Source organism: Larkinella ripae, from assembly GCF_054780775.1.
The window spans coordinates 366,805-389,771 of record NZ_BAAGVR010000008.1 but is presented as its reverse complement, the minus strand read 5'-3'; the positions used below and the strand labels follow the sequence as shown (position 1 = coordinate 389,771).

Here is a 22,967-nt window from a genome sequence, read left to right as displayed (position 1 = left end):
CCCTTTTCTGAAAAGTTATGAAACTACTACTCGCGTTCTTTGTTCTTACCCGCGCTTTCGCCCAATCCTCTCCTGAGAACGAGGTCGCCCGGGTCCGGCAGGCCTGTTTCAATTACATCGACACCTTTTATCAGGCCGATACATCGCTGGCTTACCAAAGTGTGCACCCAACCCTCCAGAAACGGGGGTTTCTGTTCGATCAAAAAGCGGACGGTTATTCAAAGCAGCTGGAAATGCCGTTTCCGGCTCTGGTGCGCCTGGCAAAAGTATGGAATAAAGAGGGCAAACGCGCCGATGCCAACTCACCCCGGAAGGTGGAGGTGTTTGAAGTGGCCGACAAAACAGCAACGGCCAAGGTAACAGCGGTATGGGGTATCGATTATCTGCATCTAATCAAAGAAAAAGACCGCTGGCTCATCGTCAACGTGCTGTGGCAGTCCCCACCAAAATCGGGGCAGGCCAGAAAATAGCGATCTCTAAAACGGAGTATTTACCACTGGCTGCATCACAGTTGTCCGGGTGTTTACCAGCTCTTTTTTAAGACTAATAAAACTGCCGATCGCGTTGGTGTATACTTCACCTTTATCCAGCGCCACATTGACATTCAACAACGCTTTAAAACGGAATATAGGCACCTGGACCGATGCCAGCATTGAAAACTGGCTCAGCGGGTTGATCGCGGAAAAGCTAACTTTTTAACCCCAAAATTGAACTGCCATGGCAGCCGCTCGAAGATGGCTTACTGATCTGGTTTTAATACGGTAGAATGAAGTAAAGCCAGTTTCCAGTCCCCCTTGTTGTTTTCCAGAACAGCACTTTCGAGCCATCTAACCTGCCGTTGTTTGCCGTTCATGGCGATCGCTGCGGAGTTGTAATAGCTTACCCAGGCAATTGGCCCTTTTATAGTGACCCGAATAAAATGAATCGTATTTATTCGTTTAAGGTCAGTTCCAATTCGTGGTTTCAGGCGTGTCTCTAATGAATCGATATTCCAAACGGCTCCATCTTCCAGTAAACTAAAATCCGCCTGACAATAGCTCCTCAGTTTTGGCAGATTTAAATCAGCAATTGCTTGAAACGTATCAACAATCACCTTTTTAACCTTATCATCTTCCGTTAATGATTGACCCTGTGATGGTACAGCGGCTGCAAAACAAAGTGCCATAACAATGAGCCAAGAGTAAAATTTGGACAAACGGCTATGCAGTAAAAGTCTACTTTTCATTAGAATCCTAGTTGAAACGAGAAACAACTTCCAAAACGATAGCTCAATCCCGCTGCGACACCCCGGGCCGATAATCGCCACCCTACTGAACCTGAACCAACTGGACGCCCAGCACCGGACGACCGTCAGCCGTAACGCCTTGTATTACCACGCGCATGGTCCGGACCATGTCCGATAGCGGAAAACGGAGCTGGCTGTGTCCCTGACCATCGGTTTGCATCAATGGTTTCCAGTATAACACGTCCCGGTAATCGACGGAGCCCGAAACGGTGCCGGGGGCTGCTTCCGCATCATAACGCGGTACGTAGAACTCGCGTTGCACCGACGGGTAACCGATGAATTGAATCGGTGTCATGACCGCTTTGGGTTTCGTACCGCCCTGCATCGAACGGGTGCTTTTGGAATAAAAAGCAATAACGCCGTTCCCGCCCCGGACTCCGTACATACCGGCTTTCCCCGCATTTTTCAGCAATTCGATGCGTTCGATATCCGCCGAATTGAATTGCATCAAAGCGGTTCCGTCAGGGTCCTGAATGGGCACGCCATCCATCAGATACAAGGGCTGCAAACCACTTTTGAAGCTACCCACCCCCCGCACAAATACCTTGTAGCTACGCGCCTGCGCGGCTCCTTCCCGCGTAACTGTCACACCCGCCAGCCGTCCCTGGAGCATTTCGTACAGATTCGCGTAAACGGGCGATTTCGCATCAAACACCAGCACGGCATCAGCCTCATTGTGCAAACTACGCCGTTGAATATCCTCGGGTCTTTCCTCTTTTTTACGCGCTCGAACCGTTACTTCTTCCAATTCCTTCACCGTTTTATCGCGGTAAAAATCCGTGTTTGCTGCCTGTCGAATTCGGGCCGCTTCCAATTGGGCCCGCAGGGCCGGTCCGCTTGGCGCAACGGGTAGTTTACTGGATTCCCATTGCTGGCCGGGCCCTTCCTGAATCAGAAAGGCTTCCTTCGTAGAAAAAATACGTTTCTGCCGATCAGCGAGTTGCGTCATCAACTGAACCGTATCGGCCAGGGCCAGCCCCATCAGCCGAAAGCGCCCCTGTCCGTCAGCCCCCGCCGTTTTTACGAACGACTGCCTGGCGGCTGTTGACGCCACGGTAAGCTGCGCGCCGGGTATGGGTTGATTTTTCGCATTCAAAATACGGCCCCTGAACGACACGCCACCGAGCGAATCCGCAGCGGGCGTGCCCGTGACCCGTCGCCAGCCCTGGGTCAGCAGCAGGTCGTCCAGCGCCTGACGGGTTTCGGCCGAGTGATTCAGGACATAGTGGTTGGGGTTTTCGATCCGTCCCCGAAGCTCTCCCGTGAGCAGCAAATGAGCCGCCAACGTAGCATTGGCGGAATCGTCGGGCACTTTTCCGGCATCGGTGATCGAGGCCGATAAAGCGGCTATCGCCGGTGATCCGTTATCGGTCAGATTGACGCTCAGAACAACCTGCTCGCGGGGCTGGTAGCGGTTTTTGTTGAAACTCATCCGCACGCGGACTGGTGCTTTGGATTCGGGCACAAAAACCAATCGCTCGGCCTGCGGTTTGCCCGTGGCATCGTAAAGGGTGATTTGCGCCAGGCCCGGCAACCAGCTCATCAGGGGCAGGCTTACCTTTGCCACTCCATTTTGCAGGATAATTTTCCGCCCATCCACCACCCGACCGTGTTGTTGAATCAGAACATACGCGGAGTCAATACCGGCCCGGTTGGAACTCAGGAGGGTCAACGCCAGGCGGATGGTGTCGCTGATCGCATCGGCCGAAAGCAACAGCCCTTCCGTTTCGGGTTTGGGCAACGGAACGCGGTGCGGCTGGTTGTTATACGTTACCTCGGCGTAGTAGGTCCGCTGCGTCTTTGGCTCCATCGACACGCGGGTCATTCCCTGCTGATTGGTTTTGAAACGAACGACTTCAGTGCCCAGGTCGTCGATAATGCGTCCCGCGATGGGCAAACCCTGGCCGTTTGGCTGGACAACTTTTACGCCCAGACGCGCTGGCAATCCCGAAATCCAGCGACCTCCTTCCGGAAAAAGCTGAACGTCTGCCTGTTGAAAAACCGAGTCAGTAGGTTGTGATCCCTCGTTCCGAACCAGATTATAAATCGCCACCGAGCGTTCGAAAGCCGGGCGTCGCTGGATATCATCTTCATCGGTATAGGCGCGCAGGCGGTAGGTTCCCGTCGTGAGGGTATCCGACAGGCGGAAATGGCCCTGACCCCGTCCGTCAACGATCCGTACCCACTGGTGTTGCACAAGCTTGCCCGCCGAAGAAAGCAGGTCGACCTGCAGGGCGGTTTCGCCACCGGCTCGCTGGTGACTAGCCGCGTCGAGCAAGTACGTACTCATCCAGAGCCGGTCTCCGGTGGCGTACACGGGTTTATCGATGTGCACAAACACGTTGGGAGCCAGCACCTTGAATCGCTCGTTGAAGGCTGTCGTGATCTGCTCCAGGCCGGCATCGGGTGGCGCAAATTTTCCCGGTGTCGCCAATGCGCTGTTTGCCAGTGCTTCCTTCTCATTACCGTCGGGTTTCCAGTCGGCGGGCAACATCGTCGATAAGCGGTCGTCCGCCATCGAGCCCTTTGCCTCCATCCCTTCCGGCATCGTAATAACCCCATTGACGGTCATTTGCAGCTGACCAGCCGGCAGTCGTATTTCCGTGTAAGCGTAACGGGCATCGGGATAGGGCGAGAAACCCGAAACCGCGTTCGTATAGAATACGATCAGTTTCCGGGGCGAAACCAATCGGCGTTCGGTCGCTAACCGGCCGGGTTGAATCAGGGCAGAAGCCTGAATGGGAAGCAGGCGCTTGTAGTCATTAACCGCAGCCGCAAGGGTAATGGACCGCCGTTCGGTGGAGATCGGCTTCGTGGCGTCTTCCTGATAAACCAGAAAACCCGCCTGCCCGAACGTATTATCAATCAGGCTGGCCAGCAAGTGCCGGATTGAACCCTGGTAAGCCACCAGCCGGTTGCGCCGAAACCGGTTGGCCACCCGTTCGTTCTCGGGTTTTAATTCTTCGAAACGGGCCGTACCCGCCGAAAAAACATTTCCGGACGCAGCCGCATCGAAATGTTGCAACGCATACATCAGCCGGTAGCCCAGCGCCTGATTATCAATAATTAACGGTTCATTCGCCGTTGCATACAGATGACCGTTATCTTCTTTAAAATCGAGAACCTCGCTGTTTACCAGCACACACTGCCCACCAAACGGTTCGCCAAATAGCTGCTTTTTAAACTGACGCAGGTGCCGCTCCCAACTCTTCGGATTGCCCCGTACGGTTACCGCATCCAGCATTTGTTCGCTTTCTTTCAGCCGGAAATCAGCTTTTTGCGGGGCCGGAGTATCAAATCGGATTTTTTGCGAAGCCGGCTGATAACCAACAAATGAAACGGCAATTTCGACCGTACCCAGTGGCACACCGGCCAGGGTATAAAAGCCCTTTTCGTCGGTGATTGCCCCCCGCGTTGATCCATTGATGTAAACGTTGGCCAGGGGCATGGGTTTTCCCGTCGTGGCATCGGTTACGTAGCCGGTCAGTACGGCCGTCGTTTGTCCGTGAGCCAACCGGGCCAATCCCACAAGTAGAACGGCCGTTAACCAGCCAAAGAAAAATGAGCAACGCATAGCAGGTAAGGTATCCGCTTAAAAAGAATCCTGCAACTTAATTATACCGATCGCGGTATCAGGAAAGAGTTCAGGAGAAAGGAATCTCCCTTTCTGACCGAATTTGGAACGAGCGTAGTCGTATTTGGAACAGGCGTTATCGCCCGTTTGGGTTGCTTCACGTAGGTTTGTGACTGATCGTTTACCCTAACTTTTCACTGTCATGAACCTGCATTTTCCGCTCAAAACGTCCGTCGACCCGGTTTTTGCCGGGCTGGCTTTCCAGCCACCGCTTCCGTTCTCCGGCCCGCTTACCGGACGGATGGTATGGGCGTCCGCACGGGCTTAGCAGAATAGTCGCTCAACCCTTTAGCCGAAAGCCTGCCTACGCTGGCAAAGGGCGATCCGCCCCTGCCTGCGTCTGAAAACCGAATTATCCCGTCTCCAATTTTCTCATTTCCTTCTCCGAATAAATCTCTCAACTTCAATGATTTTAGCACTAGAAACCGCCCTCTCACCCGTTGTTCAGAAAAAATTTGAACGGCTCTGGAATTTGGTTGGCAATACGCCCATGCTGGAATTGTTCTATACGCATCACGGGCTGCCCCGTTCGCTGTACGTAAAATGCGAGCAGTATAACCTGACTGGCAGCATGAAAGACCGCATGGCGCTTCATATCCTGCATCAGGCCTATCGACAGGGAACAATCCGACCGGGCGACCGCATCGTTGAAGCCAGCAGCGGCTGTTCGGGCATTGCCTTTGCGGCCATAGGTCGGGCGCTGGGCCATCCCGTTACGATTCTTATGCCCGTCGGTATTAGCCTGGAACGGATCGCGATCATTCGGAGTCTGGGTGCCGATATTGAGCTGTTCACCCCGGAAGAAGGCGGTTTTATGGGGGCCATTCAACGCACGGAAGAATGGGCCGCCTGCGACCCGCGCGTGTTTTTGCCCCGTCAGTTCGCCAACAAACACAACGCTGAAGCCCACCGTCTGACCACGGGCAAGGAAATCTGGCTGCAACTTCAGAGCGTTGATGAAACACCCGATGCCTTTGTGACCGGCGTCGGTACGGGGGGTACGGTGATGGGCGTGGGGCGGTATCTCAAATCCCGTAAACCGGATATTCGGATTCATCCCCTCGAAGCGGCCGAATCCCCAACGCTATCGGTGGGGTATAAAACGGGGACGCACCGGATTCAGGGTTATTTTGATGGGTTTGTCCCCGATATTCTGCATCTGGACGAGTTGGATCAGGTGGTGCCGGTCAGCGACGGGGATTCGATGGTTATCGCCCAGAAACTGGCCCTGCAACTGGGCATCGCGGTGGGCATTTCGTCGGGCGCAAACCTGCTGGGAGCCATCAAAGTCCAACGGGAAATGGGTCCCCACGCCCGCGTGGTAACGGTTTTGTGTGACAGCTATAAAAAATACCTGAGTACGGACCTGGTTCGGAACGAACCGATCAAACCGGGTTACGTGGCCCCCGGTATCGAGTTTACGGATTTTCGCCCGATCAGCCGGTTATCAGCCGGCCTGCCAGGGGTGTTTTGAAGGGATTCCCTAACCTCACTCCTTTCCCTTACTTCCGGTAAAAAACCGGTGCGTTTTTTACCGGAAGAAAGGGTTCCCCATTAAAAACCGCACCGGCAAACTGAAGCCTCAACTGAATGGGCGGGCGCCCGGTTCCGCTTTCTGAACGGTATAACGGGTGATTCACCCGTTCGTTGCTAGGGTTTGAGATCCGTCCGGGCTTCACCACTTTCCAGGTCATACGGATACGATACATGCTGGTGGATCATCTGCCACTGCCCCGCTAGTTTCTGAAAAATCCGGGTCCCGCGTGAATAACCGTCTATTTTCGTACCGTCGGGCTGCTGCACCTGCATGTGATTGAGACCCCAGCTGATGGCGATATCGTCCCGCACAACGATCTGGAGGTCCGGAATATCCCACTGGATGTCACCATCCGACAAATCAAACCCGTGTTGGCAAACCGCCCGAACCGCATCAATGCCTACATACTGCAAGGGGGTGTCGTGTTCGTACGAAACGACATTTTCGGCGATATGGGCCATGACCGCGTCAATGTCTTTGGCGGCCGTGCCTTTGAACCAGCCTGCGTAAATCGCTCGAATTTCCTGTTCTGCGTTCATAATAATTCTGGTTTGGTATTGCGTAGGAAGAAAACGAAGGGCCGCCGATTTAGAACGTTGGCGGTGCGGCTTTGAGGTCTGAATCCAGAAAATCAGTGATCATGGGAATCAGCCAGTCCGTCCGCTGCAGCATGCCGATGTGCGTGGTGCCCGGCAGGATGGCCAGCCGGGATTCGGGCAACCCGTGCAGATCCCCCATTTTCCCACCGCCCAGGGCCCGGAACAAGGCCTGAGCATGTTCGTAGCGCACGCCGTCGGCATCGCCAATCGCCATGAAGAGTGGCGTTTTGATGTTTTTCACCTCCTCCGACCAATCATAAGGCTTCAGGTCTATGCTGATTACCTTCTCGACAAAGGCCGGAAAATGGGCTGGGTCGTTCCCAAGGCTCTCGTATTGCGCCCGGATGGGCGTACCGTTGAACATATCCGGGGTAAACGTCGCATAACTGGCCTCCACGTCGAGCCACCAGCCGTCATGCGTGTAGGGCGCCGACAAGACCACCAGCCGGCGTACCTGCTCCGGATGGCGTACGGCCATCTGAAAGGCGATGCCGCCCCCCATGCTATACCCCAGAACGTCGGCCTGATCAATGTCCAGGTGCCGGAGCAGTCCGGATACATCGTCGGCCATCCCCTCGTAGCTGATTTCGCGGGCAGTGTCTCTGGTGCGGCCGTGGCCCTGCATCTCCGCTACGATCACTTTCCGATCCCGACTCAATAAAGGAATTAGGTGCGACCAGTTCAGGGGTATATTCAGGTAAGAGCCATGCAGCAGGACCAGGGGTTTGCCGCTGCCGTAGACCTCGTAGTAGATATTTAAGCCGTTTACAGCCGCATAGCCGCTTGCGTCCGGTTTTTGATTCTGAGTTTCCATGGGTGCATCGAAAGCGTTCACAACAAATTTCGGCAACAATTCCGGGCCACGGGCAGGGGATATGCGACAATCATCGGGCTAAATGCGACAAGAGGTGACGAACACCTTTGGGGCGAAAACGTTGCCAGGCAATCTAAAGCTTGTCAACCTGCCCGGCCCGAAAAAACCGTCGCATGTATTCAGTGCGGTTTTTTAAGTGCATAGGCCTCGGCAAAAAGAAACCGCTTTTCGACCGGATCATAGACGTAATCACCGGCGGGCTCCGATAGCCCCTGCTGGTCAAGATAGTCGATGATGGCAAAGTGGTTGTCGAAGGTCAAGGGCGGTTTTTCATCCGTATGCAGGTAAAAAACCGACTGCTCTATATCGAAGGTGACTGAATATTTCATGGCGTCTAAAATTGATTGGTGTAGTCCGGCCATCCTGCGTGAGACGACCACTACTTAAACCCACGCGGCCGGTGATGGTTTTTGAAAGGGTTCGATAAACCTGATTTCAATTCAGTCACGACGACTTCCACCGCGTCTTTATCCAATTTTTGGCCCGGTTATTTTTTTATAACCGCTCGCTATGAAGCTATAAAAGCCGGTTATCAGCCCGTGTCCCAAAATCCCCCACCTTTGTATCAGTCAAACGGCACTCCTGTGCTTGACCAGCGGAAGCCGAAAAGCTATAATCGAGTAGGCGTTTATTCACATCTAATTAACAACGTTATGAAAACGATGAATCTGACAGACCTCCACGTTGAGGAACTGACCCAAACAGAAATGACTCAGCATGTAGGCGGTGGGTATGGCAATGGCTTTAGCTACGAAAGCAACGACAGTAAAACCTCATTCGGCACCGGCCTGAGTCTGGATTTCGGATTATTTTATGAAAAAGAATCCAGCTCGAAAAGCTTCGATTCCGGCCGCAGCAACCGCGGTGGTCTGCTGGGTATTTTGTAAGCAACGCTGCTGAAGCACGCTTCAGATCCATACGCAGGGAGCAAACCGGCTCAGGGGACATAGTCTCACTGATCGGTTTGCTCCCTTTTTTTAGGCCATAGCCCTAAAAACCGCCTTTTACAATCCGGTTTTTCTTTTCATGTAAAGCGTCTGGGTGAATTTTAGCTTCTGAAAAAACCAGGCTGCCCGGCAGCCTGGGATTACCTACCGATTCGTTACAATCCTGGTCGTTTGCTGGTGGCTGGGGGTGCTGACCTGTAAAAGCAGCAAACCGGGGTGCCGACTGCCCAAATCAAACCGGTGCAGTTCGACGGCTTCGGCTTTTTCCAGCGACCGCAGACTCACGGTTCGACCCTGCACATCCGTCAGTTGCAGCCGCAACGGCTGGCCTTCCGCGCCCCGGATTTCCACGGCCAGTTCGGGCCCCGAAACCGGGTTGCCCAACACCATCACCTGCAAGCCCGGGGCGGTTTCGGCCGACAGCCGGGCGCTGGCGCACTGATAGGTTTTTGGTGAGCCTTTCAGCTCAAAATTGCTGCCCAGCACCCGCGCCCGGATTTTGGTGCCGCTTACCAGTCCCGACGGTGAAAAATTATAGGCGTGGGCGCCGTTGCCTTTGTTGGCGTCTTTCAAATCCTGCCGGTAAATATTGGCCAGCGTGCTGCCTAAAACCGTGTAGTTGCCCGGACTGGTTTCGGCGGAAAACTCCACGGTCAGGGGGGTGTTGGGTTTCTTCCGGTCCCAGACCCAGCCCCGGATTCCGCCACAGTCCAGCTTGTCGAGGTATCCGTCAAAATCGCCCGTCACGCCCGAGGTGGCCGCCGGATTCACCGTCAGGTTGAAACTTACGCTGTTCGTCGAACCGGGCACGTCGGTGGCGGAGTAGGTCAGTAAAAACGGCCCCACTTCGGTCGGCGTGCCACTGATGACCCGCGTCGAGGCATCCAGACTCAAGCCCGCCGGAAGTCCGGTCAGGGCGTACGTCAGCGGGGTGCCTTCCGGATCGGTGAAAGCCACCAGCGTACCGGAAAACGGCACATTCTCCTGCGCCACCAGCGGAGCAATCAAAACCGTCGGACTGGGCGCCACCGGCGCTTTATTCCCCACCGGAGGTTCAGGGCTGTTCTGGCAAACGAGCGCCTTAGGTGAATTTTTCAGGGTAAAACCGCTATCCTTTACCCGGGCCGAAAGGCTGTGGGGGGCGCCGTCCTTCAGGGAAGCGGGAAGCGGGTAGTGAAAGGCGTGGTGTCCGTTGCCCTTGCCGTTGTCGAGCAGATCCTGCCGGAAATCGCCCGCCGGAAGCGTGGTGAGAACGGTCGATCCGTCGAGAATTTCGACCGAAACAACCGCATTGGGTTTGTTGCGATTCCAGGCCCAGCCCCGAAAAGATCCGCAATCGGCGCCGTACACAAACCCGTCGAAGCTGCCCGAAACCGGCGCTCCTACCACCGTCACCGTCGCCGAACCCGGTGCACTGGCGCAACCGCCCACCGTACAGGTTGCCGAATAAACCACCGTCCCTACGGCGGAAGTCTGCGCATGGATGGTCGGTTCGTCCCCGCTGGTCGAGTTGGTCCCCTGCCAGCTGATCGTGCCCCCCGAACAGCCCGTGATGGTCAGCGTAAGCGCCGACCCCTGCGCGACGGTCAGGCTGGTTTCTCCGCCGGACGATATGACCGGAGGAGTTGGCGTTTCGCCCTGAAACTCAAAAGCGCCCATATCGATCCGGCCGCCATTATAAAACCGGGGGTTGCCCGCCAGGTCGGTGGAGCCGCTGATGACCACCGTACTGGCCGGATCGCCCGCATTGATGGCCGGTGAACAGGGCGTGAGTTGCAGATCGGTATCGCTCACAAAAGGCAGCGTGGATGTCGTCAGGTTCCCGTTTCCGGAATAATTGGCAACCGACGCTTCAAACAAACTGTAGTTGGCGGTAGTGGTTGCGGTGCCCGCATTGAAGAGGGTCTGATTGCCGCCATTGTTCCAGAAAATACAGTTTCTAAATGTGGTGGAGCCTGAAATCTGTGACGATACGCCCCCGCTTTCGCTGGCCGTGTTTCCCAGAAAACTACAGTTCGTAAACGTCTGAACGGTGTAATTAAACGCCACGCCCCCTTTGGTCGCCGAATTGCCCACAAAACTGCAATTGGTAACTTTCGGGCTCCCGCCTTCGTTGGCGATCACGCCACTGTTGGCGGTTGCCGAATTGGCGGTGAACTCACAGCGGTTGACCACCGGACTACAGACCCCTCCGGCCTGGATGATGTTGTACAACACGCCCCCGGTTTCGGCGGTATTCTGGCTGAAGCTACAGTGGGTCAGGATCGGGCTACAGGTACTGCCAAAGTCAGCGAAATTGTAAACGGCTCCCCCTAAATGGCCCGCATTGCCGATAAAGCTGCAATCGAGCAAAACCGGGTTGCTGCTTCCTCCGGCGGCTCCCACGTTGTGCATCGCTCCCCCCCGGTTTCCCTGATTGGCCGAAAACCGGATGTTACGCAGCGTCGGGCTGCTATTCTGGTTCAACATTCCTCCGCCCAGAATATCGGTTTCTCCGGCGCCATCGGCGTTTCCGGCGGTAATCACAAATCCGTCGAGAACGGCACTGGTGGTCTGCCCATCGGTATTTTTAACGACATGGTACGAATTGTCAGCGGTTCCGGCGGCTCCGATTTCGCCACTGAGCGTGCTGCTGGCGGGAGCGCTCAGGCTGAGGGCCGGGCGATCGCTCAACAGGCTTTCGGACCCCGCAAAACCGCCGTAAATCACGACGTTATTTTTCAGCGAAAAACTAAGGCTGCGGTTGCTGCTGGTCGTCGGTTTATACGAGCCGGTGCCGACCCAGACCTGCACTTCCGCATTTCCGTTTCCCAGCGAATACGCGCTGGCGGCATCAATGGCCGTCTGGAGTTGGTTCTTGTCGTAGGCCGTGGCCCAGGAAGATCCGTTCTGGATCACCGCGCCCCCGTCCTGGGTCACGTAATAAATGGTCTGCCCATAACCAGCCAGGCTGCTTAGCAACAGAAAGCCGAGGAGTCCCCAGCTGGTTTTGCAAAAAAGTAGAGAAGTTTTCATCAAAAAGGAATGCGGTTTGGTGCGTGAAGAATCGGTTTTAACAAAAGTAGCAACCAGCCGGGCCGCCGGCCAGTCGGGATCGATAACGGGTAGTCGGGAGTAAACAACGGACGGAAAACGACGGATAGCAGGCAACGGGCCGTCGATCCGCAGCGGAGCGCTCACCAGCAATTTTTCTTCGGGTGGAGTCGAGCAGGAATTAGCTCTAAATTCCATCTTTTTTCCGGAAAACCGCAGCCTGCCGGTCGCCATTTACTAAGCGGTCAGTCGCCAGAAACCGGCCCCGGGCCGGAAGCCCCCAAACCGGGTGAATGGAGAATTAAAGAAAAAAACTACTTTTACGGCTTTCAGTATTTATCAACTACTAAACCACGTATGAAACCCGTACACTCCCTCCTGCTGGCGGTCGGCGGCATGCTGCTGTTTACTGCCTGCAAAACGGAAAAAGAAGAAACCGCCCGGACCGTCTTTTTCGACAAATCGGGCATGGACACCACGGTGGCGCCCGGCAACGACTTCTTTTCCTACGCCAACGGCAACTGGATCAAATCCACCAAAATCCCTGACGATCAGACCGGCTGGGGTTCGTTTTACACCCTGTATCAGGAAAACCAAAACAAAACCCGGACTATTCTGGAGGAAGCCGCGGCTGCCGGAGCCGCAAAAGGCAGTACGGAGCAGAAAGTGGGCGATTTCTACGCCAGTGGCCTGGACACCGTGACCATCGAGCAGAAAGGCTATGAACCCCTGAAACCGGAACTGGCCAAGATTGCCGCCCTGCAGGATTACAAGCAGGTTTTGAATTACCTGGCCGCCGATGAAACCAACCGCGGAGGTGCCCTGATCGGGTTTTACGTCGGACCGGACGACCGGAAAAGCGACCTCAACCGAATCAATTTCGGGCAGAGTGGGCTGAGCCTGCCCGAAAAAGAATATTATTTTAAAACCGACGACGAAACGAAAAAAGTCCGGGCGGCTTTTGTGGCTTACATCACCAGACTCTTCACGCTGACCGGCGTCGACTCGACCGCAGCCCGCAAAAAAGCCGACGGCATTCTCGCTTTCGAAACGGCGCTGGCGAAATCGCACAAAGCGGCTGCCGACCTGCGGGATCCCATCAAAAACTACCACAAATATCCGGTAACCGATCTGAACAAACAGACGCCCAACATCGACTGGACCGCTTTGTTGAAGACCATGACGGCCAAAACCGACACGGTTCTGGTGAGTCAGCCCGAATATTACCAGGCGCTTGGCACGTTGCTGGCATCCACTCCCATCGACGTTATCAAAGACCTGCTGGCGTTTGATTTTATTGACAACAATGCCGCGCTGCTGAGTAAGCCGTTCGTAAACGCCAGATTTGATTTTCAAGGCCGGATTCTGTCCGGCCAGAAAGCGCTGTCGGACCGCTGGAAACGCGTCGCTGACAACACGGATGCGTATTTGGGCGAACTGCTGGGCCAGTTGTGGGTGAAAAAACACTTCACTCCCGAAGCCAAAGAACGCATGCTGACGTTGGTTACCAATTTGCAGAAAGCGTACCGTGACCGGATTGAGAAACTGGACTGGATGTCGCCGGAAACAAAGAAAATCGCGCTGGAAAAACTGGACGGAATCACCAACAAAATCGGCTATCCCGACAAGTGGAAAGATTATTCGGACGTTGAAATAAAACGGGATGATTATTTTGGCAACATCCAGCGCGCCCGCAGCCACGACAACCAGGAAAGCATGGGCAAAATTGAAAAACCGGTGGATCGGAGCGAATGGGGCATGACGCCCCCGACGGTCAACGCCTATGCCAATCCTTCCTTCAACGAGATCGTTTTCCCGGCCGGTATTCTGCAATTTCCGTTCTTCGACAAAGACGCCGACGACGCCATCAACTACGGCAGCATCGGCATGGTGATTGGCCACGAATTAACGCACCTTTTCGACGACCAGGGCCGCCAGTACGACGTCAAAGGCAACCTCCGCGACTGGTGGCAGAAATCGGACGCCGACAAGTTTACGGCCAAAACCAATCAGGTGGTCAATCAGTATAACAGCTACACGGTTTTGAACAACCTGAACCTGAACGGTCGCCTGACGCTGGGCGAAAACCTGGCCGACCTCGGCGGGTTGGCCATTGCCTTCGATGCCTTCAAGCTGACGGATCAGGGAAAAAGTGGGGAGAAAATTGACGGTTTTACGCCCGACCAGCGGTTTTTTCTGGGCTTTGCCCAGGTCTGGCGAACCGTCATTCGGGACGAAGCCCTGCGGGTACGCGTCCAGATGGATCCGCACTCCCCGGCTAAATTCCGGGTGAACGGACCGCTGACCAACTTCGCGCCGTTCTACCGGGCTTTCAATGTTAAACCGGGTGAGAAGTTGTATAAACCGGAAGTCGATCAGACGCGGGTCTGGTAAGCCCGTATGGCCGGTCGGGGGGGCAGGTGCCGTCCGACCGGCCATGCGTTAGCGTCGGGAGCTGATGTGAAAGTTGGCGGCCAGTTTGAGTTGCGGCCCCCGGTTGTTGCCGGCATAGACCGGGGCTTTATCGTAATAATTATTTTCAAACTGCAGTTCCAGACTGAGTTGTTCCTGCACTTTCACGCCCAGACCCAGGCCAATGTTCAAACTGCTGAATCCGCGCCGGTCGCCGATCTGGACATCGCTGGAATTGAATTTTCCCAGGTTAAAGCCCCCTTCCCCAAAAACAAAGAAGTTACCCCGCACCGGATAATACCTGACGAAAGCTCCGCCCGAATTGGCCCGGTAGCTGGTTTTGGCCCGGCGTTCAAAAGATCCTCGTAAACCGACCGCCAGTCCGCGCTGAACGAAAAAGGCCAGCCGGGGCGTAAAAGCCGTATACAATCCCTGGCCTTTGCCCGTTGCAAAACCCAGTCCTGCGCCAATAAAGGCCGCATTTCGGCGGAACCAGGGCAAACCGGGTCGCTGAAAATACGGTACGTCATCGTCCAGGTCCATTTTCGAGCGTTGCAGCAGGGTGTCAGGTGTCGTCATGACGGGGGACTCCCGTCGCAGCGTATCGGTTTCCTGGGCGTATGCAGTGGCGGTTGTTATCAGACAAAATGTCAACAGAATAAGCAGTTGATGAAAATACGTTTTCATGGGACGGTGTTGAGTTACGTAGTACTAAACCTGACAACCCCCAAATTGTTATTCTACGGGCATACCCGCAAAAACCGGGGCGGTTTACGCCGGACAACGTCCGCGTAAACCACCCCGGTTTTTCATTCAACGGTTTTATAGTTTACTCAACACGTCGATCAGCTGGCTGATCTGGTCGGCGCTCGTGGCCGGAAAGTTGGCAATCCGAACCTGCGTTTCCTTGAATTGTCCGTATCCGCTGCCGATCACCAGACCGGCTTCTTTGGCCTTGCTGATGACTTCGGCCGACGGTTTTTGGGTGTTGGCCACCACCACCGTCCGCGAGCGGTGCCGGTCTTCTTTCACAAAGGGCGCAAACTGCGGGTGGCTTTCCACGAATTTGTACAGCATCTTGGCCTTTTCCTCGGTTTCTTTCCGGATGGTTTCAATCCCGATCCGGTTGAAATCCTGCGCAATTTTGCCCAGCAGGTAAATGAACAGCACGTTGGGCGTTGCGGGCGTTTCGTACGTCCGGAAGTTTTTCCAGAGCGTCGGCAGGTTGTGGTGCGCGCCAATGTGCTGGTCGCCGTGCTTCAGCAGTTCGGCTTTTTCGAGGCATTTGTCCCCGGCAATCCAGACGCCCAGACCGGCGGGCATTCCGAACGCTTTCTGCACCGAAAAAAACGCCGTATCGATCAGCGAAAAGTCCAGATCCGGGAACGGGGCCGACGATACCATATCGACCGCAATCAATTTTTTCGCGTTGCTGCGTTTCAGTTTGTGAATATCAACCGTCCGCATCTGCACGCCCGAACTGGTTTCGTTGTGCGTCACCGCAATCAGTTCGGCGTATTCCGGAACCTGGATTTCGCCGTAATCAAACCCTTCACCGAACGGTTTTTCCTGCTTGTGGGTGTACTTGTGCAGAGCCGTCGCGTATTCGCAGAATTTCTTTGAAAACGAGCCATTCAGCAGGTGGAAGCTTTCGTGTTCGACGCAGTTGAGCAGAATCCGTTCCCACACTTCGGAAGCCGAACCGGTGAAATAAATCCCGTGCGACTCCGGAATCGTGAGCAGTTCGCGCAGTTGTTCGACGCAAAACTGGTACAGGCTCCGAAACCGGGCACTCCGGTGCGAAATCGATCCAATCTGCTCATCCATCGCCGTTTGCAAGTGCTGGTAAAGTGTCGGATATAACTCCGCGGGTCCGGCGGTGAAGTAGGTTTGTTTCATAGTTGATCAATAAAAATACGACTTTGTCCAGCGCAGGCTGTCCGGAAAATGAAACTCAAAGTGCCCAAACTGTTCTTCGGTTGAGAGCACGACACTGTTCGACGGCTCGCTTTTTTCGTAAAGAATCGGCAGCTTCTGGCCCAGTAAATCGTGCAATTGCTGGTCCGTCAGCGTATGAAACGAGCGGGTTTTTCCCACATACGATTGGCCGTCGACCCAAAACCGCACCTCCGCGCGGTAAAAATGGCGATACCGGGTTCTGACGCTTTCAAAATGCGACAGGGTGCCAACGGTCATTACCGGATCTTTCCGGATCTGCTTTCGCTGAAAAACCGAGTACAGTTTGGGAACCGTGGCCAGCAAAAGCAGAAGCGGAGTAAAAGCAATCAGCAGCGCCTTTGAAGGGGGCCACGCCAGCGGTTTTGCTTTCACGCCCTCTCCCATCGCCTTTTAGTATAACAATCTGAATTTGATCGTATTGTCGATCTGCCGCAGCTCGTTCACCACTTCCTCCGAATAATCCTTGGCAATATCCGAGATCACGTACCCGACCTGTTCGGTCGTTTTCAGATACTGGCCGTGAATATTGATGTGGTATTTGGCGAAGATTGCGTTGATTTTCGCCAGAATTCCGGGTACGTTGGCGTGAATGTGCAGCAAGCGGTGCGATTCTTTCAGGAGCGGCAACTGGAGCTCCGGGAAGTTGACACTGCCGTAGGTGCTGCCGTTGTTGATGTATTCCAGCAATTTGCCGGGCACAAAATTGCCGATATTTTCCTGGGCTTCTTCCGTGCTTCCGCCAATGTGGGGCGTCAGAATCACGTTGGGCAGCCCGCGTAACTCGTTGATAAACTCTTCGTTGTTGGTTTTCGGTTCATACGGAAACACGTCGATGCCGGCACCGGCCACTTTTCCGCTTTTGACGGCTTCGACCAGCGCGGACAGATCGACGATATGACCGCGCGACAGGTTCAGGAAAATAACGCCTTCTTTCATCAGGCTAAATTCCCGCGCGCCAATCAGATTTTTGTTGCTGGCCCGGCCGTCGGTGTGCAGGGTAACAAAGTCCGCAATGGTGAGCAGCTCGTCCAGCGTTTTGCATTTGCGGGCGTTTCCGAGCGCCAGCTTATCGACAATGTCGTAGAAATACACTTCCATGCCCAGCGCTTCGGCCACGACCGAAAGCTGCGTTCCGATGTTACCGTAGCCGACCAGACCGAGTTTTTTACCCCGCACCTCGAAGCTGTTTTTGGCCGATTTGTCCCAGACCCCCTCGTGCATTTTGTTGCTCTTTGGCACAACGTTCCGCACCAGCATGATGATCTCGCCGATGGCCAGTTCGACCACCGAGCGGGTGTTGCTGTAGGGGGCGTTGAAAACCGCAATTCCTTTGTCGGTACAGGTTTTCAGGTCGATCTGGTTGGTTCCGATGCAGAACGCCCCGATGCACATCAGTTTGTTGGCGTGTTCGAGCACGCGGCTGGTCACCTGCGTTTTCGAGCGAATGCCCAGAATGGACACATCCCGGATTTTTTCGATCAGTTCGTCTTCGTCCAGCGCCCCTTTCAGGATTTCGACGTTGAAGCCTTCGCTTTCAAACAAGTGCAGGGCCACCGGATGGACGTTTTCCAGCAACAGAACTTTGATGCGGCTTTTGGGATACGACTGACTGCGGCTCAGTTTGTTATGGTACAAAAACTCATCGAGTGAAGGGGCAACATAGTCGGCTTTTTCAATCACTTTCGGACGCATCACATTTTCGGTAAAAGCGTAAAACCGGTTGGCCAGTCCCGACTCCCGAATTTCGTAATCGGTGTAGCCATCGCCGATCACATAAATATCGCCGTCCAGCTTCATGTCCCGGATCAGCTTCACCTTTCCTCTGTCGGTTGCCAGCGGATTTTCGCAGTCGCAGCCCACAATATTGCCGGTTTCGTCGTATACGAAGGTGTTCGCAAAGACATTTTCCTCCTTGATTCCCAGCGTCGTCACAATGGGAATGATAAATTCTTTAAAACCGCTCGAGACGATAAAGATCTGGTCGGCGTGTTCGACCAGAAAATCCCGGTTCCGCTGAAAGGAATCCGAAATTTCGTTTTTCAGCGTTTCGATCAGGGCGGGCAGGTGATCGCGGTGAGCGTTCAGCAGTTGCAGCCGCATTTCGATGGATTGCGCCAGTGAAATTTCCCCCGACATCCCGCGGTCGGTGATAATCTTGATTTTTTCGAGGATGGCTTCCCGGTCGCGGTGCGCAGCCAGTGAGATTTCACCCAGCACGTCCAGGGCTTCAACTTTGGTGAAGGTGCTGTCGAAATCGATGACGAAATACGTCTGTTCGAGTGTTTTGGTTAACATAACTGAAGGTTACTCCTTGTCAATCGACAATTGTTGTAAAACGCTTTCCACTTTAAATATTAGCACCGGTATTTTATCACTAATCGCCGGCCAAGTTCGATCCTAATTGATTCCGAAATTTTTCTGAACCAGGCTATTCAGCGCAACGTATCGGGTATTCCATTTCACTTCAGTGAATTCATTCCGGGTTTCTTTGGCTATAAAATGGACCGCTTCCCCAATGATTTCCAGCATTTTAACCAGTGCCAATTTCAGTTTCATAGCCTTCACCTACGGTTCGCAGGTCGTGCCGGCAATAAATTCATATGAAGAAGACGGGCTTTCTCGCTACTCTTTTTTCCATAAGCTCTAGTAGTCAATGCATACCTTTCAAAAACCGCAACGCCCGCTCCTCCGACCAGTAAACGTCCCGGCTGCGCCCGGCCGGTGGAAAACCGCAATGACCGCCCTGCGCCGGAAATTCCATCCAGACGTTCGGCAGATGCCGACCCAACTCTTCCGGGAAACACTCGCGCGACAAAAAAGGATCATTTTTGGCGTTCACAATCAGCGTCGGAACCGCGATTTTATCCAGGTACTGCAAGGCACTGCTCCGTTCGTAATAATCTTCGGCATCCCGAAAACCGTGCAGCCGGGCGGTGAACAGGTTATCGAACTCCCGCAAAGTTCGTACTTTTTGCAATCCCTCCGTATGAATCACCCCCGGCATTGTGGCCGCTTTCTGAAAAACTTTTCGTTTCAGCGTCCGGTTGAATCGTTTGTTGTAAATCTGACTGTCCCAGGCTTCCAGCCGACGCGAGGCCGTGGTCAGGTGCAAAGGCACCGAAAACACCACGGTTTTTTCAACCGCCGGATGAATCGACCGACCCTGTTCGCCCAGGTACTTTAAGGTAATGTTCCCTCCGGCGCTGAAGCCCATCAGGTTGATCTGCCGGTAGCCTTTCTGCAGGGCATAGTCAATGACCAACTGCAAATCCGTCGTTTCGCCCAAATGATAAAACCGCACCTGCCGGTTCATTTCGCCACTGCAACTGCGGTAATGCCACGCCAGGCAATCGAAGCCGTTTGCCGTCAGGTGCCGCACCATGCCCGCCAGATACTGCCGCCGGGAATCGCCCTCCAAACCGTGGGAAAGAATGACCAAAGGTGGCAGGGAGGAAGGCGAATCGGGCTTATTGGCCCCGCCCGCCTTTTTTCCGTTTTCCGCTCCGGCTGTTCTGCTCCAGTCCAGATCCAGAAAATCATCATCCGGGGTTTCGATGCGCTCCCGCAGGTAAGGCACCTCAACTTTCCGGAACAGGGCCGGAACGATGGTTTGCAGGTGGCCGTTCCACAAATGGGCGGGTGCGCGGTAATCCGACGGGGTAATCAGCGGCATAGAAATTCTCTGGAGACGCACAAAGGTAAGCGGTTCGGCCTCAACGGGAAAATCAAACCACAGGAAAGAAAAAAATGCCGTCGCCAGGGGCGGTTTTTTGCAGTATATCCAAAGGCAATTGAACTATTTCGGCAGGCCGTTCAATGTATTTTATCGACCGATTAAACCCGGCCGCTGTATTTTGGTCTAAGTTTTGTTTTATTTGCGATGAATCATTCACCAAAAAACCTTCTGGTACCTATGAAAAAGGCATTGTTATTCGTGGTTGCGCTGCTGATCACGGCCACCTCTTCCCTCGTTTTTGCTCAACAGGCCAAAAGCCCGCACCTAAAAGTGGAAAGCCCCGGTAAAAATGTAAAAGTTGTATACGGCCAGCCTTCCAAACGCGGACGGGTGGTCTTTGGACCCGACGGTATGGAAAAATACGGAAAAGTCTGGCGGACGGGTGCCGACGAAGCTACCGAAATTACGTTTACCAAAGATGTAGTTTTTGGTGACAAACCGGTGAAAGCAGGCACGTATACGCTTTATACCATTCCGGACGCCAAAGAATGGACGGTTATTCTGAACAGCAAGCTGGGTCAATGGGGCGCTTACGACTACATCGATCCGGTAAAAGGTGCGGAACTGAAGAAGATGGACGTGGCGCAGGTCAAAGTTCCGGCGAAAACGAGTTCAACGTCGGTTGAAAAATTAACGATCACGCCAACGGATTCGGATCTGTCGATTGCCTGGGACATGGCTTCCATCAGCGTTCCCATCAAACCGGCCGCCAATTGAAGGAAATCCGCCGGAGCGGTTCGCCGACGGACGCCGTAGCCGAACCAATACCCCGGAAAAACACAACAGCCCGGCCATCTGGCCGGGCTGTTGTGTTTTTTAGAATGATGAGGTATGGATGATGAGTTATGAGTGCGTTAGCCCATTCATCGTTCATCATTCCTACCGCATCATTTCAACGATCAGGGTTCATCCGCATTTTTGGCCGCTGCGGCTTTGCCGGCGGTTCCCAGCGAATTGATCCAGGCGGCAATTTTCAGCGCGTCGGCTTTCGGAACCTGGGGCATCGGCGGCATTTCGGTCGCGTAGTCCGGCCAGTTCTGCGGTTTCGGATTGTAGATCAGCTCCACAATTTTCTCGTTCGAATAGCCTCTTTTCGCCACATCGGCAAACGCCGGGCCCACCTGCCGTTTTTCGGCGTTGTGGCAGGCCGAGCACGTGTGCCGGTTCAGCAGCGGTTTTACTTCTTCAAACGTCGGGGCTTTGGCAATCAGAACCCCGGTTTTGGCACCCGCCGTTGCTGCGGTTTTGGCGCCGGTTTTGGCACCCGCCTTCGTCGGAACGCCTTTCTTGGCGGGCGTTGCCGGAGCCGGAGCGGTTTTGGCAGCCGCCGAATTGGTCGTGCTTACCTCGCTCATCGCCAGTTTCGTCCCTTCCGGAATATTGTTCAGCGTGTAATAGGCCGTCGGGTGAACCAGCGAATACGATCCTTCGGCCGACCGCACGCCGTCGAGCGTCAGGTTGTGGATGTAATACTGGCGCAGCTTATCGACTATGACGCGGGCTTTCAACCCATCGGCGGATACTTTCACCCCTTTTACGCCATGCGATTCCTTGCTCACCGTGGGGCTCCCGTACACCGGGTGGTATTTATAAATGAAACTTTCCACGGAGTACGAAGCCAGATCTTCCGCCGACTTTTTGTCAACGGGCGTCGTGAACTCCACTTCAAAACCGTCCGGCATGGCGCGAACCGCCCGCATCTCGAACGGCATCTGGTTGTTCCAGGTCAGGCGTTGCAGGCCTTCGTCGGCTTCACCCGCCGATCCCCAGCCCCGGTTGGTTTCGCCCACAAACAGCGAACCGTCCTTGGCCCAGGCCATCCGCAGAACGCCCGACCGAAAACCGCTCCGGAAATCGAACGAAGCACCCTGAAATTCGCCGTTCACTTTTTCCATGAACACGCGCGTGATCTTGCTCTGGCCCTGATCGCCCACTAGTAGCTGACCCTTGAACGGTCCGAACGAACCCTCCGGAATCTGCACAATTTCGGAGTTTGAGATGCCCTGAATACCGTGGGGCAACCAAACCACCGGCAACTGAATTTCCGGAAATTCCTTTTTCATTTCGAACAGGGTCACGTACTTTTCGTCGACCACGTTCTCCGGTTTGATGGCCCGGCCCCGTTCGTCGCGGTTGTCACGCGGGTTAATTTTGGCGTACAGTTGCTCCTGCGTCAGTTTCACCGGCGACTTCGGGTCGGCGCTCCAGCGCAAACCGGCCGGGTGGCCCATGAACGCGCCTTTCTTGACGTGCCAAACCCCACCGGAACCGATCCAGTCGCCCTGGTTATCGGTGTAAAACAATTCTCCGTCGATCATCCCCAAACCGCAGGGCGAGCGAACCCCCGTTGCCCAGGGTTCAATCTGACCGTCTTTGGTAATGTGCATGATCCAGCCCCGCCAGGGAACCCGGCTTTCTCCGGCCCACCATTTTTCGTCACCGAAGGCTACGTTTCCCGATACGAAATACGAACCGTCGGGCGCAATTTTTGGTCCGTAGCTATATTCGTGGTAGTGGCCCGAAACCGGCAGATTAGCAACGGTTTCCAGAATGTCGGCTTTCCCGTCCTTGTTCGAATCGACCAGTTTGGTCAATTCACCGCGCTGGGTGCAATACAGGGCTCCTTCTTTGTAGGCCAAGCCCAGGATTTCGTGCAAACCCGACGCAAATTTGCGGAAGAAAGGCCGCCGGCTGGTGGGGTTTTCAACAATCCAGACGTCGCCCCGGCGGGTCGCTACGCCCAGATCACCGTTTGGCAGCACGGCCAGCCCCCCGACTTCCAGCAGGGTTCCTTCCGGTGCCGACACTTTCAGGATTTTATAAAAATCTTCTTCCTTGGGCGACTCCTGCGCCCACCCCACCGAACAGATGGCCGCCGATAGCAGCGCACCAAAAGTCGCCCGGCGTATCGTCGCCCGACGAAGAAGGGATGTATGTAGTTGTTTCATAGA

At 54.5% G+C, this 22,967-nt stretch carries 19 protein-coding genes; 6 read left to right on the top strand and 13 right to left on the bottom strand.

Annotation, left to right across the window (positions count from 1 at the left end; all coding sequences use genetic code 11):
- Positions 1 to 17: 17 nt before the first annotated feature.
- Complete coding sequence (locus tag ACYVHX_RS06485; protein WP_460670815.1) at positions 18 to 470, top strand: nuclear transport factor 2 family protein; 453 nt, start codon at positions 18 to 20, stop codon at positions 468 to 470.
- Between the two features lie 269 nt (positions 471 to 739).
- Here the strand turns inward: ACYVHX_RS06485 and ACYVHX_RS06480 are convergent, their stop codons facing one another.
- Positions 740 to 1,165, bottom strand: coding sequence for a nuclear transport factor 2 family protein (locus tag ACYVHX_RS06480; protein ID WP_460670814.1), 426 nt, complete (start codon positions 1,163 to 1,165; stop codon positions 740 to 742).
- Between the two features lie 142 nt (positions 1,166 to 1,307).
- A complete protein-coding gene (locus ACYVHX_RS06475; protein WP_460670813.1) occupies positions 1,308 to 4,859 on the bottom strand; it encodes a carboxypeptidase-like regulatory domain-containing protein in 3,552 nt (1,183 codons plus the stop codon).
- A 202-nt stretch (positions 4,860 to 5,061) separates the two neighbouring features.
- Between ACYVHX_RS06475 and ACYVHX_RS06470 the strand changes: the two genes are divergently transcribed.
- On the top strand, positions 5,062 to 5,187 hold the full coding sequence (locus tag ACYVHX_RS06470) for a hypothetical protein (protein WP_460670812.1): 126 nt from the start codon (positions 5,062 to 5,064) through the stop codon (positions 5,185 to 5,187).
- A gap of 138 nt (positions 5,188 to 5,325) precedes the next feature.
- Positions 5,326 to 6,393 carry a PLP-dependent cysteine synthase family protein gene (locus ACYVHX_RS06465; protein ID WP_460670811.1) on the top strand — a complete coding sequence of 356 codons (1,068 nt, stop codon included), beginning with the start codon at positions 5,326 to 5,328 and terminating at the stop codon, positions 6,391 to 6,393.
- A 176-nt stretch (positions 6,394 to 6,569) separates the two neighbouring features.
- Here the strand turns inward: ACYVHX_RS06465 and ACYVHX_RS06460 are convergent, their stop codons facing one another.
- The 3 genes from ACYVHX_RS06460 to ACYVHX_RS06450 form a co-directional block, all read right to left on the bottom strand.
- The gene (locus ACYVHX_RS06460) at positions 6,570 to 6,995 is read right to left on the bottom strand and encodes a YybH family protein (RefSeq protein ID WP_460670810.1); all 426 of its coding nucleotides are present in this window, start codon (positions 6,993 to 6,995) and stop codon (positions 6,570 to 6,572) included.
- Between the two features lie 49 nt (positions 6,996 to 7,044).
- Entirely contained in the window at positions 7,045 to 7,869 is an 825-nt protein-coding gene (locus ACYVHX_RS06455) for an alpha/beta fold hydrolase (RefSeq protein ID WP_460670809.1), read from the bottom strand.
- 179 nt (positions 7,870 to 8,048) lie between these two features.
- Positions 8,049 to 8,258, bottom strand: a complete 210-nt coding sequence (locus ACYVHX_RS06450; protein ID WP_460670808.1) for a hypothetical protein — start codon at positions 8,256 to 8,258, stop codon at positions 8,049 to 8,051.
- Positions 8,259 to 8,582: 324 nt separating this feature from the next.
- Between ACYVHX_RS06450 and ACYVHX_RS06445 the strand changes: the two genes are divergently transcribed.
- The gene (locus tag ACYVHX_RS06445) at positions 8,583 to 8,816 is read left to right on the top strand and encodes a hypothetical protein (RefSeq protein WP_460670807.1); all 234 of its coding nucleotides are present in this window, start codon (positions 8,583 to 8,585) and stop codon (positions 8,814 to 8,816) included.
- Between the two features lie 204 nt (positions 8,817 to 9,020).
- Here ACYVHX_RS06445 and ACYVHX_RS06440 read toward each other — a convergent pair whose 3' ends face one another.
- On the bottom strand, positions 9,021 to 12,107 hold the full coding sequence (locus ACYVHX_RS06440; protein ID WP_460670806.1) for a putative Ig domain-containing protein: 3,087 nt from the start codon (positions 12,105 to 12,107) through the stop codon (positions 9,021 to 9,023).
- Between the two features lie 159 nt (positions 12,108 to 12,266).
- On the opposite strand from ACYVHX_RS06440, the gene ACYVHX_RS06435 reads away from it, so the two are divergent.
- The gene (locus ACYVHX_RS06435) at positions 12,267 to 14,303 is read left to right on the top strand and encodes a M13 family metallopeptidase (RefSeq protein WP_460670805.1); all 2,037 of its coding nucleotides are present in this window, start codon (positions 12,267 to 12,269) and stop codon (positions 14,301 to 14,303) included.
- A 48-nt stretch (positions 14,304 to 14,351) separates the two neighbouring features.
- Here the strand turns inward: ACYVHX_RS06435 and ACYVHX_RS06430 are convergent, their stop codons facing one another.
- The 6 genes from ACYVHX_RS06430 to ACYVHX_RS06405 form a co-directional block, all read right to left on the bottom strand.
- Positions 14,352 to 15,008: a hypothetical protein gene (locus tag ACYVHX_RS06430; RefSeq protein WP_460670804.1), complete on the bottom strand. Its 657-nt coding sequence runs from the start codon at positions 15,006 to 15,008 to the stop codon at positions 14,352 to 14,354.
- A gap of 135 nt (positions 15,009 to 15,143) precedes the next feature.
- Complete coding sequence (locus ACYVHX_RS06425; RefSeq protein ID WP_460670803.1) at positions 15,144 to 16,220, bottom strand: aminotransferase class V-fold PLP-dependent enzyme; 1,077 nt, start codon at positions 16,218 to 16,220, stop codon at positions 15,144 to 15,146.
- Between the two features lie 6 nt (positions 16,221 to 16,226).
- Positions 16,227 to 16,664 carry a hypothetical protein gene (locus ACYVHX_RS06420; RefSeq protein WP_460670802.1) on the bottom strand — a complete coding sequence of 146 codons (438 nt, stop codon included), beginning with the start codon at positions 16,662 to 16,664 and terminating at the stop codon, positions 16,227 to 16,229.
- A gap of 6 nt (positions 16,665 to 16,670) precedes the next feature.
- The gene (gene serA / locus ACYVHX_RS06415) at positions 16,671 to 18,575 is read right to left on the bottom strand and encodes a phosphoglycerate dehydrogenase (RefSeq protein ID WP_460670801.1); all 1,905 of its coding nucleotides are present in this window, start codon (positions 18,573 to 18,575) and stop codon (positions 16,671 to 16,673) included.
- Between the two features lie 102 nt (positions 18,576 to 18,677).
- Complete coding sequence (locus ACYVHX_RS06410; protein ID WP_460670800.1) at positions 18,678 to 18,836, bottom strand: hypothetical protein; 159 nt, start codon at positions 18,834 to 18,836, stop codon at positions 18,678 to 18,680.
- 94 nt (positions 18,837 to 18,930) lie between these two features.
- Positions 18,931 to 19,953 (bottom strand): YheT family hydrolase, encoded by a 1,023-nt coding sequence (locus ACYVHX_RS06405; protein ID WP_460670799.1) that lies wholly within the window; start codon positions 19,951 to 19,953, stop codon positions 18,931 to 18,933.
- Between the two features lie 240 nt (positions 19,954 to 20,193).
- Between ACYVHX_RS06405 and ACYVHX_RS06400 the strand changes: the two genes are divergently transcribed.
- Positions 20,194 to 20,733, top strand: coding sequence for a DUF2911 domain-containing protein (locus ACYVHX_RS06400; protein WP_460670798.1), 540 nt, complete (start codon positions 20,194 to 20,196; stop codon positions 20,731 to 20,733).
- A 182-nt stretch (positions 20,734 to 20,915) separates the two neighbouring features.
- Here ACYVHX_RS06400 and ACYVHX_RS06395 read toward each other — a convergent pair whose 3' ends face one another.
- Positions 20,916 to 22,964 (bottom strand): c-type cytochrome, encoded by a 2,049-nt coding sequence (locus tag ACYVHX_RS06395; protein WP_460670797.1) that lies wholly within the window; start codon positions 22,962 to 22,964, stop codon positions 20,916 to 20,918.
- Positions 22,965 to 22,967 lie beyond the last annotated feature (3 nt).

Bases quoted from the DNA above. Each gene is read 5' to 3' on its own strand.
- ACYVHX_RS06485 (WP_460670815.1), top strand. From the start codon at position 18: ATGAAACTACTACTCGCGTTCTTTGTTCTTACCCGCGCTTTCGCCCAA.
- ACYVHX_RS06480 (WP_460670814.1), bottom strand. From the start codon at position 1,165: ATGGCACTTTGTTTTGCAGCCGCTGTACCATCACAGGGTCAATCATTA.
- ACYVHX_RS06475 (WP_460670813.1), bottom strand. From the start codon at position 4,859: ATGCGTTGCTCATTTTTCTTTGGCTGGTTAACGGCCGTTCTACTTGTG.
- ACYVHX_RS06470 (WP_460670812.1), top strand. From the start codon at position 5,062: ATGAACCTGCATTTTCCGCTCAAAACGTCCGTCGACCCGGTTTTTGCC.
- ACYVHX_RS06465 (WP_460670811.1), top strand. From the start codon at position 5,326: ATGATTTTAGCACTAGAAACCGCCCTCTCACCCGTTGTTCAGAAAAAA.
- ACYVHX_RS06460 (WP_460670810.1), bottom strand. From the start codon at position 6,995: ATGAACGCAGAACAGGAAATTCGAGCGATTTACGCAGGCTGGTTCAAA.
- ACYVHX_RS06455 (WP_460670809.1), bottom strand. From the start codon at position 7,869: ATGGAAACTCAGAATCAAAAACCGGACGCAAGCGGCTATGCGGCTGTA.
- ACYVHX_RS06450 (WP_460670808.1), bottom strand. From the start codon at position 8,258: ATGAAATATTCAGTCACCTTCGATATAGAGCAGTCGGTTTTTTACCTG.
- ACYVHX_RS06445 (WP_460670807.1), top strand. From the start codon at position 8,583: ATGAAAACGATGAATCTGACAGACCTCCACGTTGAGGAACTGACCCAA.
- ACYVHX_RS06440 (WP_460670806.1), bottom strand. From the start codon at position 12,107: ATGGAATTTAGAGCTAATTCCTGCTCGACTCCACCCGAAGAAAAATTG.
- ACYVHX_RS06435 (WP_460670805.1), top strand. From the start codon at position 12,267: ATGAAACCCGTACACTCCCTCCTGCTGGCGGTCGGCGGCATGCTGCTG.
- ACYVHX_RS06430 (WP_460670804.1), bottom strand. From the start codon at position 15,008: ATGAAAACGTATTTTCATCAACTGCTTATTCTGTTGACATTTTGTCTG.
- ACYVHX_RS06425 (WP_460670803.1), bottom strand. From the start codon at position 16,220: ATGAAACAAACCTACTTCACCGCCGGACCCGCGGAGTTATATCCGACA.
- ACYVHX_RS06420 (WP_460670802.1), bottom strand. From the start codon at position 16,664: ATGGGAGAGGGCGTGAAAGCAAAACCGCTGGCGTGGCCCCCTTCAAAG.
- serA (WP_460670801.1), bottom strand. From the start codon at position 18,575: ATGTTAACCAAAACACTCGAACAGACGTATTTCGTCATCGATTTCGAC.
- ACYVHX_RS06410 (WP_460670800.1), bottom strand. From the start codon at position 18,836: ATGAAACTGAAATTGGCACTGGTTAAAATGCTGGAAATCATTGGGGAA.
- ACYVHX_RS06405 (WP_460670799.1), bottom strand. From the start codon at position 19,953: ATGCCGCTGATTACCCCGTCGGATTACCGCGCACCCGCCCATTTGTGG.
- ACYVHX_RS06400 (WP_460670798.1), top strand. From the start codon at position 20,194: ATGAAAAAGGCATTGTTATTCGTGGTTGCGCTGCTGATCACGGCCACC.
- ACYVHX_RS06395 (WP_460670797.1), bottom strand. From the start codon at position 22,964: ATGAAACAACTACATACATCCCTTCTTCGTCGGGCGACGATACGCCGG.